The sequence below is a fragment of the Solwaraspora sp. WMMB762 genome, assembly GCF_049179115.1.
GTDB lineage: Bacteria > Actinomycetota > Actinomycetes > Mycobacteriales > Micromonosporaceae > Micromonospora_E.
The window spans coordinates 2168999-2187462 of record NZ_JBMHMD010000001.1 but is presented as its reverse complement, the minus strand read 5'-3'; the positions used below and the strand labels follow the sequence as shown (position 1 = coordinate 2187462).

Genomic DNA, 18464 nt, shown 5'->3' with positions numbered 1-18464 from the left:
GGCCGGTCGGCCGACCGACCGACCGGTCAAGCTGGGCGGGTCGTCGCGTCAAGTGGTGCGAGCAGCCGCCGAACCTGGGCGGCCTCGGACCGTATCCCGAGGCTCAGGAACAGGCCCAGCGCCTCCTGCCAGTCGTGCCGGGCAGCCGAGAACTGGCCGAGCAGGTGCAGGATCAGGCCGGATTCGCGGAGGCTTTCAGCCAGGCTCTGCCGCCGACCCAGTTCACGCAGGGCAGCGGCTGCGGTGCGTTGGTCGGCCAGCGCCTCCTGGTAGCGCTGCTGGAGCCGGCGCACCATGCCCCGCTCCAGGTGGACCTTGGCCTGGCCGAAGCGATCGCCGACGCTGCGGTACGTCTCCAGACATTCCTGCAGGACGGTGACCGCCGCGTCGTAGCGCTCGGTGTCCCGGTAGAGGCTGGCCAGGTTGGTGAGTCCGATGGCCTGCCCGTAACGGTCGCCGAGCTCCCGGAAGAGTGCCATGCCCCGCTCGTGGGCGCGCTGAGCCTCGTCGTAACGGCCGAGCAGACGCCACACCAGGCCCAGGTTGCCCAGGTTCATGGCCTGGCCGCGCAGGTCGCCGAGCTCTTCGTTGACGGCCAGGCACGCCTGGTAGCACATCAGCGCCTCCTGGCTGCGTCCCTCGGCCTGGTGGACGTTGCCCATCAGCGCCAGCGCCTGGGCATGGCCGTGCCGGTCGCCGATAGCGCGGTGCCGGGCGATTGCGGTACGCAGGTGTTCGGCGGCCTCGTCGAACCGTTCCAGCTGGCACAGCGCCGCGCCCATGTCGGTGTGGGCGACGGCCAGTGCGGAATTGTCGTCGCTGCGGGCGGCCACCTCGAGCACCAGGCTGTTGATGGCCGACACGTCGCCCCAGGAGTTGCGAACCCGGTGGAAGGCATACAGGCCCTGACCGAGCTGGACGACCAGGCTGGCCGGTACAGCCGGATTCGCTGCGGCCTGGTGCAGCGCCACCAGGTGGTTGCTGCGCTCGTCGTCGAGCCACCGCAACGCCGAGTCGGGGTCCGGGAACGCGGTGGCGTCGCCTGTCCACTGGTCTCCCACGGTCTGCGGGCGGCGGTCGCCGGGGCGCAGCAGAGGGTAGGTCCCCCAGACCGTGCCGACGTACCACCCGATGGCCCGGGTGAGTGCGGCGGCCCGCTCCGCGCCACGCAAGGAGATGGTGGCCTGCTCACGGCCGTACAGGCGAATGAGGTCGTGGTGGTGGTAGCGGCCGGGCACCTCGCTGTCCAGCAGGCTCGCGTCGACGAGCCGGTCCAACGCCCGGGCGGCCGCGGTCGGGGGCCGGTCCATCAGCCGGGCGGCGAACAGGTCGCTGACGTCCGGCCCGTCCCAGATGCTGAGGGTCGCGATCGCGGTCGCGGCGTCCCGGTCGACGGGGTCGGCACTGCCGCGCAGCTTCCGGTGGGACAGGGCGATGCTCGCGCGGACGCTGAGGTCGGCCACCTCCAGTTCGTCGAGGCGGCGCTGCTCGTCGGCGAGCCGCGCGGCGAAGTCCCGCACCGTCCACCCGGAGTGGGCCGCCAGTCGCGCGCCCGCGATCCGTAGCGCCAGCGGGAACCGGCCACACCAACGGACCAGCTCACGCGCGGCCTGCGGATCGGCGGCGATGCGCTCGTTCCCGACGGTCCCGGTCAGCTGGGCTAGGCCCTCCTGCTCGGTGAGGGGTTCCAGCTGGATGTGGTGTGCACCGTCGAGAGTGCTCAGCATCCGGCGGCTGGTCACGATCACGCCGCATCCGCCGCCGCCGGGTAGCAGGGGTGCGACCTGGGCGGCGTCGCGTGCGTTGTCGAGCACGACAAGCAGGCGCAGGTCGGCGACTGCTGAGCGGAACATCGCCGCGGCCTCGTCGACGTCCATCGGCAGCCGGACCGGTGCGGCGTCGAGCGCCCGCAGGAACCGGTGCAGGGCGTCGAGTGGGCTCACCGGGGCGAGACCGGCGGTAGCGCCGCGTAGATCGGCGTAGAGGACACCGTCGGGGAACCGGTCGGCGAACCGGTGGGCGGCGTGTACGGCCAGGGCCGACTTGCCGATGCCGCCCACTCCTTGCACCGCGACCACCGCCACGGGTCCGGTGGTGCCGGTGCCGAACAGCCGTCGTATCGTGGCGAGCTCCTGGTGGCGGCCGGTGAAGGTGGGCACGTCGCGCGGCTGCTGTCGTGGTGCTGGCTGTGACGCGGCGGCGGTCGACGCCGGCGCGTCCCGCAGTGCGGCCTGGTGCAGCGCCTGCAGGGCCGCGCTCGGCTCGAAGCCGAGCTCGGAGACGAGGCGTTCGCGAAGCTCCCGGTAGGCGTCCAGGGCCTCGGCCCGCCGGCCGGCGTGAGTCAGGGTGGTGATCAGCAGCCCGGCGAACCGCTCCCGGAACGGGTGCTCGGCGACCAGCCGACGCAGCTCCGGGACGAGCCGGTCGGCCTCGCCACGGGCCAGTTCGCGCTCGATGCAGTCGGCGTGTACGCAGAGGCGCCGCTCGTCGAGTCCGGCCGCCTCCGTTTCGAGGAACCCGCCCCGTAAACCGGCGAGCGCGGGGCCTCGCCACAGTGCGAGCGCCTGCCGGTACATCGAGACGGACCTCGCGTCGTCGGGTGCCGTGGCGGCCTGCCGGACGAGGCTGTCGAACGCGAGGGCGTCGACCTGCTCCGGCGCGACCCGCAGCAGGTAGCCGGCGGTGCGGGTGTCGACGGTGCCCCCGGCGCGGGTGAGCGTGGCCCGGAGGCCGGCGATGCGGTTGAGGACCTGCCGGCGGGCGGTCCTCGGTGGATCGCCGTCCCAGGCGGCTGCGATCAGCGCGTCAACCGAGACCGGGCGGTTGGCGTTGAGCAGCATCGCGGCCAGTAGTCGCTGCGACCGCGGCCCGCCCACCGGTACGTCTCCCTGATCGGCGCATACCTGAAGCGCGCCAAGGATCCGGTACTCCACTTGGCATCCCCCCGAAGCGCCAAAGCGGCGACACGGTATCCGTCCTCTGTGAACGAGTCAATGCTCAGGCCTGTGACATAACAGTGTAGCGTCGATGTTACCGCCGTCGATGCTGAAACGGTCCTGCACGGAGGACCGGCGGCCGCGGTGCGGCTTCGCGTCCCCGTGTTCAGATCCGAGCCCACGGAGGGCCAATGAGCCGCCTTGTCGACGTACCGTTCACCACCGATCTGCACCTGCGCCTGCTGCTGAGCCTCGACCGTGGTCACAACGTGCAGCGCGCGGTGCGGGCGGCCACCCGCTCCGGCGACCGTGTCCTCGATGCCGGAACCGGTAGTGGCCTGCTGTCGTTCGTCGCCCTGCGGGCCGGGGCAGTCAGCGCGGTAGGCGTCGACCGCCAGCACCTGGAGTTGGCCCAGGCGGTGGCGGAGAAGAACGGCCTGGCCGATCGGATGACCTTCCTGCAGGCAGACCTGATGGACCTGGACCTGCCGCCAGCCGTCCTCGAGGCTCGGTTCGACCTGCTGCTCGCCTTCATCTACACCAACCATCCGCTGATCGACGAGGCCCGCTCCCGCATGGTGTTCGAGCTGCGGGACCGCTTCTGCGTGCCCGATGCCCGCATCGTGCCGGGGGCGGTGCGCTACAGCGTCGCCGCGTGCGAGCGCCTGGACTGGGACCTGTTCACCGAGCGGGCCGACCTGGACGCCTCCGCCGACGTGCTCCGCAGCGTGTACGGGTTGGACTTCCAGCCGTTGATCGACAGCACCAAGCAGGAGCTGCCGATCAAGCGGAGCCGGCCTACCGATCCGGCCGCGACGGCCTGGCGGCCACCCACCTCGATGGCGTCGGTCCGCTTCGACCGGCGTAACCTGCGGCTGCTCAGCGACACCGACACCTTCCACATGATCGACTATTCGGCGCCGTCGTTCACCGGCTTCCCCGGCGAGGCACGGCTGCGGGCAGCGGTACCGGGACGGGTCTCAGGTCTGTTGTGGACGCAGGAGCTGCTCTACGACGGGCAGCCTGTGTGGACCACGGAGACGTACAGCCCCCTGGCAGCGCCGCTGGCGGTCTCGACCGGCGACACCATCGTGGCGCGTACCGGCGAGCAGTGGCGGGCCACCAACACCGTGCCTGCCCAGGTCGAGCGCGGATGAGCGTCGCCGTCCCACGCACCGACATCGCCGCGACGGCCGGCCTTAGCCACCACACCGGCTGCCCCGTCGAATGCGTGCTCGGCGCCGTCGCCGCCATCGCGGTCCGCGCCGAGCAGGGCACCGAGACGACCACGGTCGAGGCGACCGTCATCACCGATGGCCTGACCCACCAGCACCGCTACCGGTTGACCGGCGCGCCCTCGCCGCGGGCGCTGCTGGCACAGCGCGGCACGCGCATCGCCGCCGACGACGACGCGGTGCCGATCGTCGTCGAGGTGCATGACGACGGCGACCTGCTGTACGCCACCGCCGGCACGAGCGGGCCGGAGCCGGGCTGGCTGGGGCGGCTGCCGGTGCTGATGCGCGGCTGCGCGGCGAGCCCCGACGCCCCGATCGACTCGCTGAGCCTGCTCGACGACGACGAACGCGCGCTCATCGAGGACAGGTGGAACGACACGGCGCGCCCGTACCCGAGCGGTACCACGGCATCGCACCTGATCGCGGCGCAGGCGCGGCGCACACCGGCCTCCGTCGCGCTGATCTGCGGCGACGAGACGCTGACCTACCGGCAGCTCGACGCCGCCGCCCACCGGCTCGCGGCCCGGCTGCGCCGTACCGGCGCGGGACCCGGCGACATCGTCGGCGTACACCTGCAACGCGGGATGCTGCAGGTGGTGGCCATGTTGGCGGTCTGGAGGGCGGGCGCGGCCTGGCTGCCCCTCGACCCCGCCTACCCCCACCGGCGCCTGGAGTTCATGCTCACGGACAGCGGCGCCATGATCGTGCTCACCGACGCCGAGGCCGCCACCCCGCCCGCCGGGCGCAACGCCGGCCGGGTACTGCTGCCTCTCGACCAGGATCTGCTGCACAGTGACCCGGACGGCGACCCGGCGCCGGACCACGACAGCGACGCCGCCCCGGACGCCACCGCCTACCTGATCTACACCTCCGGGTCGACGGGCACGCCGAAGGGCGTCGACGTGCCGCACTCGGCGCTGCTCAACCTGCTGTACGGGGCCGCGGACCTGATCGGCCTCGGCCCGGCCGACGCGCTGCTGTCGGTGACCTCGCTGTCCTTCGACATTGCCACGCTCGAACTGCTGGCGCCTCTGCTGACCGGCGGACGGGTGGTCATCGCCGGACCGGACGACGTGCGCGACGGCGCCCGGCTCGGGCAGCTGCTGCGCCGCAGCGGGGCCGGCGTGCTGCAGGCCACCCCGACGACCTGGCAGATGCTGCTGGCCGCGACCCCCGACCTGCCGCCGCTGATCGCGCTCTGCGGCGGTGAGCCCATGCCGCCGGCGCTGGCCCGTCGGCTGGTGGCGCGGTCGCGTGCGGTGTGGAACATGTACGGACCGACAGAAACGACGGTCTGGTCGACCGCGGCCCGCATCGGAACCCAGGACGCCGACCGCCCGACGATCGGCCGTCCGCTGCCGAATCAGAGCGTCTACGTCACCGACACCCACCTCCGGCCGGTCCCGGTCGGCTGGGTCGGCGAGCTGTGCATCGGCGGCGCCGGGCTCGCCCGCGGATACTGGAACCGCCCCGAACTGACCGCGCAGCGGTTCCGCGTCGACGCGGCCGGACGCCGGCTCTACCGCACCGGTGACCTGGCCCGCCGGCTGCCGGACGGCCGACTGGAAATCCTCGGCCGGGACGACCAGCAGATCAAGATCGCTGGATTCCGGGTGGAGCCCGGGGAGGTGGAGGCGGCGCTCGCCGGGCTGCCCGGCGTCGAACGCGCCGTGGTCACCGCCGTGGACGGGCCGGACGGCACGAAGGAGCTGGCCGCCTGGGTCGTGCCCGCCGACGACACCGTCACGGTCGCCGACATCCGGGTCCGGCTGGCGCGGGTCCTGCCGCCGTACCTGGTGCCGTCCCGCCTGATCCTCAGCGCAAGCCTGCCGCTGCTGCCCAATGGCAAGATCGACCGTCCGGCACTGCGCCGTACGCCGGTGCTCACCGCGTCCCCGGCGGAGGTGCAACCCTCAGTCACCGCGTCCCCGGCGGAGGTGCAACACTCGGCGGAGGTCGATGGCCCGGCGGCGCACCCCGCCGCGCCTTCCGATGCCCGCGACCACGACGACACTCTGCACACCGCCATGGCCGCCATCTGGGCCGACGTGCTGGGCGTCGACCCGGTCGACCCGGACGACGACTTCTTCAGCATCGGCGGATCGTCCCTGCGCGCGGGCGAACTGATCAACCGTCTTCAGCGGATGAACCCCGCCGGCGACGTGCTCTACGTACGCGCCCTGTTCGACGCTCCGACCCTGCGCGCCTTCTGCACCTACCTGGCCGCGCAGTACCCGGCGCTGGCGGGCCACCTCGCCGGTGCACCGCAGACCACCACCACCACCAGCCGCCCGGACGCGGCGATCACCGGTGCCGACCTGCGACGGTTCCGCGCCATCGTCACGGGCACCGAACCGGCGTCGGTCGCCGGACCGACACTGCCCCGCGCAGCCTTCATCCTGTCCGCCCCACGGTCCGGGTCCACCCTGCTGCGCGTGCTGTTGGCCGGCAGCAGCCGGCTCTTCGCCCCGCCGGAACTGGAGCTGCTCGGCTTCGACACGATGGCCCAGCGCACGGCCGCGCTCGGCGGCAGCCACCGGTACGCCACCGAAGGTCTGCTGCGCGCCGTCATGGACCTCGACGGCGGCACCGCCGCCCAGGCGGCCGAACGCCTCGCCGAACTGGCCGACCGGCCGGTCCGGGACACCTATGACTACCTGCAGTCCGGCGCGCGGGGCAGGCTGCTGGTCGACAAGACATCCACCTACGCCGTGGACGCCGCAGCGATCCGCCGCGCCGAGACGCTCTTCGACCAGCCGTACTACATCCACCTCGTCCGGCATCCGGGCGGCATGATCGACTCGTTCCTGCGGGCCCGGATGGAGCAGGTGTTCCGCCACCCGCACGCGTTCACCCCGCGTGAGCTGGCCGAGCTGACCTGGCTGACCGCCAACGACAACGTCACCGCCGCACTCGCCGACGTGCCGGCCGACCGACGCATCCTCGTCCGCTACGAGGACCTCGTCGCCGACCCGCAGGAAGTGCTGACCCGGCTCGCCAACTTCCTCGGCGTACCCCTCGAACCGGCCATGCTGGACCCGGCTGCTGCCGCCGCCGGTCGGACGACCAGTGGCCTGCACCCGCAGTCGCGCATGCACGGCGACCCGACGTTCGACCCGGACCGCGGCGTCGACGCCACCGCCGCCGGGCGCTGGCGGCACGCGTTCGACCCGGAAACGCTGTCGCCGGCCACGACGGCACTGGCCCGCGCCCTGGGGTACCGGCGCGAGGACCGGCCCGCCGAGTCCCGGACCGCGCCGCTGAGCACCCACCAGCGCGGCATTTACCTGCACGAACAGATCAGCGGCGTGCGTACGCTCTACAACATCTGCAAGGCGTGGCGCCTCGTCGGCGACCTCGACCCGGCCATGCTGCGCGCCGCCGTGCAGCGCGTCGTTGACCGGCACGAGGCGCTGCGTACCGCCGTGACCGATGTGGACGGCGTGCCGACGCAGCGTGCCCACCCCGACGTGGCGGCGTCGTTCACCCAGCGGCGGCTGCCGGCCGCTGCCGGACCCGACGGCCTGCGGGCCGCGCTGGAGGAGTTCGCCGCGCAGACCCTCGACCTCGAAACCGGGCTGGTGCTGCGCGCGGTGCTCATCGGGCTCCGCCCCGGTGAGTGGGCGTTCGGGCTGCTCGTGCACCACGCGATGGTCGACGGTTCGTCGCTGGCCGCCGTGCTGCGCGACATCTCCGCCGAGTACGCCAGGGTCCTGGCCGCCCGCGCGCCGACACCGGCACCGCCGGCACACTTCATCGACGTGCTGCCGGACCCGGCCGGACCCGGCCCCGACCCGGTGGACGTGGCCTACTGGCGCCACACGCTCGACGGTGCGCCGGCGCTGCTGCCGCTGCCCACCGAACGGCCCCGGCCGGCCCGAAAGGCGTACCGCGGCCGCCGGGTGCCGGTGTCGTTCGACGGTCCGGAATGGCAGCAGGTCGGCGAGTTCGCCCGCCGCCACGGCGCGACACGGTTCATCGTCCTGCTGGCGGTCTTCAAGACCCTGCTGCTGCGCTACGTCAACAGCGCCGACTCGGAAGGGATCGGCGTGGGCACCGCCTTCGTGCAACGCCCCGACGACGAGGACCGGGACAATCAGGTCGTCGGCATGTTCACCGGCAACCTGCCGCTCTACACCCGGCTCGCCGGTGACCCCACGTTCGCCGACTTCCTCGCCACAGTGCGGGAAACCTGCCTGGAGGCGTTCGAACACCACCGGATGTCGTTCGAGGACATCGTCCGGGAGCTGGGCGTGCCACGCGATCCCGGATACTCACCGCTGGTGCAGGTACTGTTCACCTCGGAGCCGCCCGAGGCGCAGCAGCTCCGGCTCGCCGGAGTGGGAGCCGAGCGCCTGGACGTGCAGTGGCGTACCGCGAAGTACGACCTCACGGTCAGCCTGATCACCGCCGACGAGGCGCTCGGCGGCTGGTGGGAGTACGACGCGGATCTGTGGGACGAGGCCCAGGTCCAGGGCATGGCCCGGCACTTCGTACGGCTGCTGCGCCAGGTCGTGCGCGATCCCGGCCGGCCGCTCGGCGACTACCGGCTGCTCGACGACGCCCAGACCGCCGAGCTGGTCCGCGCCGGGGCCGGCCCGGCACCGCTACGGCGCTTCCTGCCCGTCGAAGCCGCCGTACGCCGGCACGCCCAGGAGCGCCCGGACGCCGTCGCCGCCCGCGACGGCGACACGACGCTCACCTACGCCGACCTCGACGCGCTGTCCGACCGTTGGGCCTGCCAGCTCATCGAACAGGGCATCGGCGCGGAAACGATCGTCGCCGTGCTGACCGGCCGCAACCCGAACTTCGTCACCGCCTGCCTGGCGGTGATGAAGACCGGCGCGGCGTACCTGCCGATCGACGCCGGCACCCCGGCGGAACGCATCCGGTTCATGCTCCGCGACAGCGGCACCGCCGCGGCGCTGGTCACCACGGCAACGGCCGACCTGGTACCGGACGACGTCGCCACCCTGCTCATCGACGGACCGCAGTCACCCGGGGAAATTGAGGCGCCGGCCCGGAAGCGGGACATCGAGCCGGCCGACCTCGCCTACGTCATCTACACGTCCGGCTCGACCGGGCAGCCGAAGGGCGTGCTGGTCGAACACGCCGCGCTGGACAACTTCGTGGCCTGGTTCACCGAAGAGTACGGACTCGGGCCGCAGGACCAGTGCACACAGACGGTCAACGCAGGCTTCGACGCCTGCGTGATGGAGCTGTGGCCGTCCCTCGCCGCCGGCGCGACACTGCACTTCGCCCCCGCCGCAGTCCTGACCGACCCGGCCGGCATGTGGAACTGGCTGCGGGACATCGCCGCGACCGTGAGCTTCCTGGTCACCCCGCTGGTCGAGACGATGCTGGCCGAGCCGGTGCCCGACGACCTGGCCCTGCGCACCGTCATCACCGGCGGGGACCGGCTGCATCGGCAGCCCGCGCTGGGCGGGTGCGGCTTCACACTGATCAACGGGTACGGCCCGACGGAGAACACGATCCTGTCGACGGTCGCCGTCGTGCAGCCGGACGACCCGTACGACCGGCAGCCGCCGATCGGGCGACCGGTGCCGGGCACCACCGCGTACATTCTGGACGACCGGCACCGGCCGGTGCCGCCCGGCGTCGAAGGTGAGCTCTACGTCGGCGGAGCTCAGATCGCCCGCGGCTACCTGAACCAGGACGAGCTGACCCGCGAGCGTTTCCTGCCCGACCCGTTCGGCCCACCCGGCGGGCGGCTCTACCGGACCGGTGACCGCGTACGCCAGCGCGCCGACGGGCAGATCGACTTCGTCGGCCGGGTCGACGACCAGGTCAAGATCCGCGGATTCCGCATCGAACTCGGCGAGATCGAGGCGGCACTGCGGCAGATCCCCGCGGTCACTGACGCCGCCGTGGTCGTCACCGGCACCGGCACCGGCCGCCGGCTGACCGCCTTCGTCACCGGCGCTATCGGGTCCGCCAGCACCGTCGGCGACCAACTGCGCCGGACCCTGCCCGGCTACATGGTGCCCAGCGTGACCACCGTGCTGGACAGCCTGCCGTTGACCCACAACGGCAAAGTCGACCGCCGGCGGCTGCGGGCGCAGGCAGACGACGGGCCCGCCCACACCGTCACCGAGCCGGCCACGCCGCTGGAAGCTGAACTGCTGCCGCTGTGGCGGCGGGTGCTGGGCACCGAACAGCTCGGCGTCACCGACTCGTTCTTCGAACACGGCGGCCACTCGCTCAACGCCATGCGCCTGGCATCGGTGATCCGCCGCGAGACCGGCCACCACATCCGGCTGCCGCTGCTCTTCCAGGCCCCGACCGTCCGCGACATCGCCCGGGTGCTCACCGCCGAGCAGGACACCCGCCGGCATCTGATCCGACTGCAGGCCGGCGGCCGGCGCACACCGCTGATCTGCGCACACACCTCGGACGGCACAGTACTGCCGTACGCGCCGCTGATTGGCTTCTGCGGGCCGGACCAGCCGGTCTGGGGCGTACAGGCCGAGCCTGTGCCGCCCGGCGGGCACCGGTCGCTGACCGAGATGGCGGCCGCGTACCTCGACGAACTGCGCACCGAGGGTGTGCCGGGCCCGGTCGCCCTGCTGGGCTGGTCGTTCGGCGGGCTGCTGGCGTACGAGATGGCGCGACAGGCCGTCGCGGCCGGCACGCCGGTGCGCCGGGTCGTGCTGCTCGACGCCGAACCGCTGACCGGCGATGTGATCACCGACGAGGAGGCCATGCTGCGGGAGTTCACGCTGCAGCTGCGCCGCCGGGCCGGCGCGGCCGACACCGGTGAACCGCCGGGCACCTGGTCCGAGCTGGTGAGTGCCGCCCAACGTCTCGGATGGATCGACGCGGAGGTCGCCGAGCAGGAACTGCGGGCCACCTACGACACGTTCCGCGCCCACGTCCGGATCGGCCAGGCGTACCGGCCGGAACCCGCCGACCTGCCGCTGCTGCTGGTCACCGCCACCGACCGTGCCCCGGACGTACGACGCGCGCAGGTCCGGGCCTGGCGGCAGCTCACCGGACGGGACGTCGACGTGGTCGAGATCCCCGGCGACCACTTCGACATGGTCGGCGACGCAGCGCTGCGCCGCGTCGCCCAACTGCTGAACATCGAGGAGGAGCCAGCTCCGTGACCACCGCAGAGACCGGGTCGACCGCCCAGCAGCAGACATCGACACGCGCCTGGCTGGGCCTCGCCGTGCTGCTGACCGGCACGTTCGTGGCCCAGGTGGACTTCTTCATCGTCAACGTCGCGATCCCGAGCGTGCAGGCCGACCTAGGCGCGACCCTGTCGCAGGTGCAGCTGATCGCGGTCAGCTACGGCGCCGCCTACGCCGTCGCGGTCATCACCGGCGGCCGGCTCGGCGACCTGTACGGCCGAAAGCGCATCTTCATGATCGGCGTCACCGGCTTCGCCGTCGCGTCCCTGCTGTGCGGCACCGCCACCGACGCCTGGGTGCTCATCGGCGCCCGGGTCGTCCAGGGAGCGGCGGCCGCCCTGCTGATGCCACAGGCGATCGGCTCGCTGCACGCGATGTTCGCCGGCCAGGCCCGGGAACGCGCATTCGCCGTCTTCGGCGTCTCCATGGGAATGGCCTGGGTCAGCGGCATCGTGCTCGGCGGCCTGCTGCTCAGTGCCGACATCGCCGGGCTCGGCTGGCGCGCGATCTTCCTGATCAACGTGCCGCTCGCCGCCGTCGCCCTCACCGGCGCCGCGCTGACGCTCACCGAGTCACGCCGCCCCGCCGCCCCACGGCCGGACCTGCTCGGCATGGCGACCCTGGCCGTGCTCCTCGGCCTGCTCATCGTCCCGCTGATCCTCGGCCGTCAGGCCGGCTGGCCGGCCTGGAGCATCGCCGGGTTCGCCCTCTCCGCAGTGGCCACCGGCGTCTTCGTGGCCGTGGAACGGCGCGTCCTGCGCCGCGGTGACGATCCGGTTCTCTCGCCGGACCTGTTCCGCGACCGCACTTTCCGGCTGGGCCTGACCGTCATCGTGGTGTTCTTTCTCGGCCCGCCCGGCTTCTTCCTGCTCACCACGCTGTACCTGCAGGTAGTCGCGGGTTTCACCGCGTTGCAGGCCAGCCTGAGCCTGCTGCCGTTCGGCGTCACCTTCGTCCTGACCTCGCAGTTCATCAACCCGATCAAACGCCGCCTCGGCGATTGGACGATCGTCCTCGGCTGCGGTGTGATGGCCGTCGCCCTCGTCGGACTCGCCACCGTCGTGCACACGACCGGGGAACAGATCACGTTGGCCGCTCTCGTCCTGCCGGTGCTGCTGCTCGGCACCGGCCAGGCCCTGGTCACCACGCCGCTGTACGAGATGCTGCTGCGCAACGTCCGCAGGGAGATCGCCTCGACGGCGTCAGCCGTGTTCACCACCGTGCAACTGGTCGCCCAGTCGCTGAGCGTCGTGATCGTCACGATCATCTTCGCGGCCTTGGCACAGGCCAGGCTGGATCAGGCGCTGCCCGCCGACGGCGACGGCACCACGCGGCCGGCCGTCGCCGCCTGCGCCGACGAGGGCCTGACCAACTTCACCGCCGGCACCCGCGTCAGCTGCCCCGACGCGCCGCCGACGACACGCGCGGCGGTCGAGGCCGAGGCTCGTACGGTGACCGCCGTGGCCGCCCGGCAGGCGTACGTCGGCACGTTCGCCTTCAATCTGCTGGTGCTGGTGGTGAGCGGTGCCGTCGTCGCCCGCCGTGCCCGCCGGTGACGTTGCGCTCTGGCCGGCGGACGCCGTGTCACCTCACCGGGTCGGGATCGCTGGTCGAGCTTGATGCCTCAGGTGCATCAAGATGCACCTGAGGCATCAAGCCACGGAAGCATCATGGGGTTTCCTGGCTCGGGTACGCGGCACCTGGCTCACGGCCGGTCGCCGGTGTGCGCGTCGGTGGCACAGCGGCGACGAGGACCGCGGCGACCGTGAGCAGCCCGGCCAGCCACGCCATGGGGCGCAGGCCGACCATCGTGAAGCCGAGCCACGGCGGCGCCCACGGGTCGCCGCCGGTGATCGCTGCATGGCTGGTGGCCAGCCCGCCCACCGCCAGAGCGGGCAGGATCAAGACGGCGGAGGCTCCGAGCAAGGAGCCGGTGACGGCCCGGATCCAGGCGCGTCCTCTGGTGTGCGCATCGAGCTGCCGGAGGGTAAGCAACGAGGTGATCAGGGCGACGAGGAATCCGGTGACCGCCAGCGGCCAGACCCACGACGGCCGCGCGCGGCCAACGTCGATCACGAAGCTCGTGGCGTCCCGCGCAAACAGCCGCACGGCGACACCGTCCCGGGTCGCCGTGAAAGCGTCGTAGTCACCTCGGGCGCGGAATCGCTCGGCATCCCAACCGGCAGCCGTGAGCCGGTCGACCGCCTCGCCGACCATACGGCCATCGGAGGTCGACGCCGGACCGAACGGCAACGGCACCGTGACGGTCCCGGCGACGTAGCCGTCACCTCCGACGAGCAGGGTCCAGGCACCGTCGACAGCCGGCGGAAATCCGTGCCGGTCACCGTTTCGGGTCGGCTCACCCGCCTCGACGTCGGGAAACGCGACAGCGACTACCTGTCGGGCTGCCGCCGTGTCGGTGGTCGGCCCTGCCGTCTGCCAGCCCAGCCATGAACCGAATACGGCGCCGACAAGACCGGTCGACGTCGCAAGAATCAGATAAGCGATCTTCACCTTGTGTCCAGCAGGTAGAGGCGCAGGCCGATTGAACTTCTGATAAACAACGTGGCGTCAATTTGGCGCGGTTTTGGTGTACTCGGGGACCCGGTAGGGATGGGTCTTGGCGTTCCGGCGGGAGTTTCAATCCGGTGCGGTTTTCGTGCGTCCGGGACCTTTTCTCGCCATGTACGACAGGATGAGGAAGACCGACAAGTCTCAATCCGATGCGGTTTTCGTGTGTCCGGGGACTCGAGTCCGACGAGCGCTACGGCGACTCGGATGAGTTGTTTTAGTCCGGCGCGGTTTTCGTGTGCTCGGGGACAGATGCGTGATCTTTTTTACAAGATCTCTATAAACCCCCGTTTCAATCCGGTGCGGTTTTCGTGTGCTCGGGGACCGTGTCCGAAATGTCGGGCGGTCTGACCTGCGGAAACAGGGGTGCCTGAGGGCAACCTCCTGTTGGTCATGATCTTGAGAAGTGGCTAGATGATCTCTGGAGACCGTGTTTTCGCAGCTCGGGTTCGCTTTGGGATCTTTCCGCCAACTTACCCGGGATCCCGGGCGTGTCGGAGGTTGTCGCAACGGGCATTCCGGACCAATCACCTCCCTGGGTGGCCCTGGCGGGTCTGCCAGGCTCCAGTCTATTCGCTCGTCCACAGTGACGGAATAGGGGAGTGGGTGGGGCGGCGGTGGGTTTCCGCCGGCCCACCCACTCCCCGGATACCCGGACTATCCGGGCGGTTCCGATAGGAGATCGTCCAGCCACTCGACACCGGCACCGGCGACGAGGACCGCGAGGATTTCCAGTCGCCGACGGGCTGTGCCGGCCGGCAGACGCAGTCGTCGCGCGCAGGACTTCTCCAGGTCGACGGCGGACCGTTCGAGCGCGACATCGCACATCTCGGCGAGCAGCTTCGGCAGCCCGCTGCGGCGTACGACCGGGTTGGCCAGCAGCCGCAGCAGCACCTGGCGCGGCGACGCCGTTGGGGAGTGTCGCCGGGGTCGGCGTACCGCTCGGCCGGGTCACCCGGGACGGTGCCGTGGATCGGCCGGGCACCCGGCAGGTCGTCGCACGGGTCGAGCCGGTCGGCGCGGCGGTGCAGTGCGGCGGCGACGTTCGCCTCGTAGAAGCTCGGGTTGATCCGCCGGAGCAGGTCGACGGCCGCCGTCAGACGCAGGCGTACCTGCTGGTCGGTGAGCCCGTGCTTGGCCGTCGCGTGCGGGATTCGCCACGAGTCGGCGACCTGGTCGCGCAGCCCGATCACGAAGCTGATCAGCAGGTCCAGGCCGACCGGGTCGGCGGCCAGCGGCGCCGCCCAGCGGGCAGTGGTCAGGTCGCGTTCGGGGCGGGCATGCATGCCGCGCGCCGTCGCCGACCGGCGGCGCAGTTCGGCGATGGCCTGGCGCTGGTCCTGGTGCACGAACTGCCAGTAGACGGCGCGTAGCCACGGAGCGATGTCGGCGTTTGGCCGGGTACGGACCCATCCAAGGTGGTGGGTCATGGTGGGGACGACTCCGGCTGCACTTCCCGATCCGGTTGCCGCCGAACTGGTACCTGACGGCTCTACCGGGTGACTGAGGAGATCAACGAGCGTCATCCGCTGGTGTTAAGTGAATCTTCATAAGGCCAGTTCACGCCCTTGATCAAGCAGCCCTATTGACCAAGCAGGCCACGGCACAGTGAGACGGCGGTGATGAGGCTGTGGGGTGACTCGCCCCTGGTCTGTGGCACAAGAACGCAGCGGGCTGTACTGTGATTATGCCCGCCTTGCTGCCGCGACGCTGTTGTTCTTGCGTCTTTCGCCCAATTCGGACACTGTCGCAAACCTGATGGTGAGGTTTCGCGGGAAGGTCTAGCATTGCGGCAGTGGCCAGTTGTCGCACGAGGAGCCGGAGCGTCTCTGTCCATCTCTTCGCTCCTAACTGTATAGTGGGTCCGTGGTGAACGAGAGCGATAAGCCGAATGATTCGAGACCTGCTGCGGATGCTCCTGTCCGGCGTCGTCTAACTGATAACCAGTTGACTGCTGTCATTTCAGGCGCTTTCGCTGTTCTGGTGGCCGTTGTCGCGGGATCGTTTGGTTTAGTGGGCAGCGTTGGTTCATCGGAAACTGCCCAGCCGTCAGTGTCTCAGGTGCCGACAATTCGCGCTACCGAGAGTGTGTCTCCTGATGCTACACCAGTTGTTGATGGTCCTTTAGTTGCCGCCGTCGCTACGGTGGACAACCATTGCAGGCAAACCTGGATTACTGACAAGAGCCCGGCCGAAATTCCTAACCCATCTCTAGGTGGAATTCATGACTGGGTCGAGGCACTGAGTGCTGTCCATGCCGACAGCCGCGGTGTGACGATAACTGTTAACGCTACCAGTGAACCTCAGGTCGTCTTGCGCCAAATTCGCGCAGTTGTTGTGGGTACGCGCGAAATTCCAATTCCCGGTACGCAAATTGGCATCGGCTGCGGAGAGGCAATTTCTTATCGATATATAAGCGCCAATCTCGATGTTGAGCCGCCTGCTATGACGTCGGCGACATTTGGTGAGGCCGAGGACGAGAGTGGTGTCAGTCTTACCCCGATCCGCTTCCCATACGAGGTCGACACATCCGACGCTGAGTCATTTTATATCGAGGCGCAGACGAGTCGCTTCGATGTCTATTGGGAAATCGAGATAGACTGGTCGTGGAACGGTCGGACTGGAACAATTCGAGTCGATGACAACGGACAGCCTTTTCGGGTCAGTGCTGCTGGAAATGTCACTGCCCGGTGCTACTGGAGCGAAACGGGGGTAAAGATTGATTCATTTTCGGAGTCATGTGACCTCTAATTCTACGACCGGAATCGGCGATGAGGCGTAGTATTTTTACCTGGCGTCGAATCGTAATTATGCTTCTTCCTGCCGTGGTAGTTGCAGTAGCGATTGTAGTCGTGACTCGAGCCGGCGACGGCGACGGATTCATGTCGGTGGAAACGCCATCGGCGGGCGATGAGGTGGCGTTCATGCGTCTTGCACTCGAAAATGGTGATCCAGATGGACGCCCATACGATGGCCTCGCGGGCGCACCAACAATCAGCGATGACGGCCGATTTATTGCGTATCAAACGCAATCTGGAGCGCTTGTTCCCACCGATCCTCGGAGTGCTTGGGGAATCGTCCTGCGTGACCGCCTCTCGGGGGCATATCGCCCAGTCCTTTTGCCCAATGCGATTGATGGCGCAATGGTCAACCCGGAGCTTGTTGCTGATGGATCATCCGTAGTGTTCAACGTTACCCAAAGCTTGCCTTATAAGATGAATACAAAGACCGCTCAAGTTGAGCTGTTCCTCGCCAAGGGTCTTGCGGAAAATGTAGTGATTGCAGCGGGTGGTGAGGTGAGGGGTAGCTTGGTGCCGCCGGTCGTTGATAAAGATGCCAGCGTGTTTGTCCTCAACGTTTATGCCGACGATCAGGACATGGTGTTGTTGGGCGATGAAGTGACCGGCCAGATCTCCGCCATCATGCCGCCGTCGCTTGTCGAGCCTGGATCTGACGTATCAATCCGATTTCCGTCAGTATCACGCGATGGTCGGTACATTACTTTTGTCTCACACGAGACCAATTCCGATACCTCCGGTCTAATCGGAGAACGATTGTGGTGGTGGGATCGACAGAAAAACGTCTATGGCATGATTCCGGTGGATGGTGGCGTAGGTGATGGATATTTTGGCAGCTCTTCCATCAGCGACGATGGGCGTTATGTTGCTTTCAGTACAAGCCGTCACCTGGATTCTGTTGACGTAAACGATTTTGTGGATATATATATTTATGACCGAAAAAACAAGAGGATAAAGCTGGTGTCGAGTGCGGTTGGTGGTGGTCAATCAGATGGCGATTCGGGCGGTGCGGTGGTGAGTGCCGATGGGCGACTTGTAGCCTTCACTTCACGGGCGTCTAACCTCATATCGGGTGACTCTAACGCAAAGATCGACGTGTTTGTTCGGGATACTGTGGCTGGCGTGACGCTGCGCCTCTCGGATGGTATGTGCCAAGGTGTTGATGTTGTCCGTCCTTGCGACGATCGAATTGATATGACGGCGGACGGTCGGTTTATTGCATTTATGTCCGAGCAAGCCGGCCGAGAGGTTTCTGGAACTCATCTTCCCCAAGGAATCTACGTCGCGGAGCTTGGCTATCTGCCCCAGGGGGAGAGCATTCCCCCAGTTGTCAGAGTGAGCACGGGAATGGCTGCCACGCAGGATTTGAAAAGCCTAAACGGCGCCTGGCGTGTTGTCGACGGGTTTGGCGACGCCAGCGGCGCGATCCTCGATATCAAAATCATTGGAGATAGGCTTGTTGCGAGAGAACGTGTCGAAGCTACGGATACAGCCTTAGTTTTTGAGGGCCGAAGAGTGCCCGGCAGTCTGCCTCCGCGATGGTTCCAGTCGCGTGAGCCGGTGCGGGAGGGTGAGCCCTACGAGTCGGCGAGCTTTCAAACAGTTGCGCAAGTTGACGAAGCTACAATCGAGTATTGTAGCGCAATTTGCTTTACCTTAGTTCGCGTTGGAGAATAGTAAATGAATACCAAAGGATGATCATTCTGATTCTCGTCATTGAATGAGGTGCCGTCACTGTTACGGGAGTACCCCTTAAGCTTGGCGACAGGA

Annotated in this window: 8 protein-coding genes; 5 read left to right on the top strand and 3 right to left on the bottom strand. The window is 68.8% G+C overall.

All coding sequences use genetic code 11. The annotated features are described in order from the left end of the window. Nucleotides 1-26 precede the first annotated feature (26 nt). Nucleotides 27-2876 (bottom strand): BTAD domain-containing putative transcriptional regulator, encoded by a 2850-nt coding sequence (locus tag ACN27J_RS09585; RefSeq protein ID WP_421365255.1) that lies wholly within the window; start codon nucleotides 2874-2876, stop codon nucleotides 27-29. A gap of 251 nt (nucleotides 2877-3127) precedes the next feature. Here ACN27J_RS09585 and ACN27J_RS09580 point away from each other — a divergent pair, with 251 nt between their 5' ends. The 3 genes from ACN27J_RS09580 to ACN27J_RS09570 are packed head-to-tail and all read left to right on the top strand — an operon-like array spanning nucleotide 3128 to nucleotide 12881. After that, complete coding sequence (locus ACN27J_RS09580) at nucleotides 3128-4093, top strand: 50S ribosomal protein L11 methyltransferase (protein WP_421365253.1); 966 nt, start codon at nucleotides 3128-3130, stop codon at nucleotides 4091-4093. Further along, nucleotides 4090-11298 carry an amino acid adenylation domain-containing protein gene (locus ACN27J_RS09575; protein ID WP_421365251.1) on the top strand — a complete coding sequence of 2403 codons (7209 nt, stop codon included), beginning with the start codon at nucleotides 4090-4092 and terminating at the stop codon, nucleotides 11296-11298. The genes ACN27J_RS09580 and ACN27J_RS09575 overlap by 4 nt, the downstream gene beginning before the upstream one ends. Continuing rightward, entirely contained in the window at nucleotides 11295-12881 is a 1587-nt protein-coding gene (locus ACN27J_RS09570) for an MFS transporter (RefSeq protein ID WP_421365249.1), read from the top strand. Before ACN27J_RS09575 ends, ACN27J_RS09570 begins: the two co-directional genes overlap by 4 nt. Before the next feature lie 112 nt (nucleotides 12882-12993). Here ACN27J_RS09570 and ACN27J_RS09565 read toward each other — a convergent pair whose 3' ends face one another. Both ACN27J_RS09565 and ACN27J_RS09560 read right to left on the bottom strand, forming a co-directional pair. Continuing rightward, a complete protein-coding gene (locus ACN27J_RS09565; protein WP_421365248.1) occupies nucleotides 12994-13584 on the bottom strand; it encodes a hypothetical protein in 591 nt (196 codons plus the stop codon). Nucleotides 13585-14465: 881 nt separating this feature from the next. Beyond that, nucleotides 14466-15326 carry a hypothetical protein gene (locus ACN27J_RS09560; protein ID WP_421365246.1) on the bottom strand — a complete coding sequence of 287 codons (861 nt, stop codon included), beginning with the start codon at nucleotides 15324-15326 and terminating at the stop codon, nucleotides 14466-14468. 436 nt (nucleotides 15327-15762) lie between these two features. Between ACN27J_RS09560 and ACN27J_RS09555 the strand changes: the two genes are divergently transcribed. Both ACN27J_RS09555 and ACN27J_RS09550 read left to right on the top strand, forming a co-directional pair. Continuing rightward, the gene (locus tag ACN27J_RS09555; RefSeq protein ID WP_421365245.1) at nucleotides 15763-16647 is read left to right on the top strand and encodes a hypothetical protein; all 885 of its coding nucleotides are present in this window, start codon (nucleotides 15763-15765) and stop codon (nucleotides 16645-16647) included. A gap of 59 nt (nucleotides 16648-16706) precedes the next feature. Continuing rightward, on the top strand, nucleotides 16707-18371 hold the full coding sequence (locus ACN27J_RS09550) for a TolB family protein (RefSeq protein ID WP_421365242.1): 1665 nt from the start codon (nucleotides 16707-16709) through the stop codon (nucleotides 18369-18371). Nucleotides 18372-18464: the final 93 nt, after the last annotated feature.

Excerpts from the sequence above, each read along its gene's own strand:
- ACN27J_RS09580 (WP_421365253.1), top strand. The coding sequence starts at position 3,128 with ATGAGCCGCCTTGTCGACGTACCGTTCACCACCGATCTGCACCTGCGC.
- ACN27J_RS09575 (WP_421365251.1), top strand. The coding sequence starts at position 4,090 with ATGAGCGTCGCCGTCCCACGCACCGACATCGCCGCGACGGCCGGCCTT.
- ACN27J_RS09560 (WP_421365246.1), bottom strand. The coding sequence starts at position 15,326 with ATGACCCACCACCTTGGATGGGTCCGTACCCGGCCAAACGCCGACATC.
- ACN27J_RS09550 (WP_421365242.1), top strand. The coding sequence starts at position 16,707 with ATGCTTCTTCCTGCCGTGGTAGTTGCAGTAGCGATTGTAGTCGTGACT.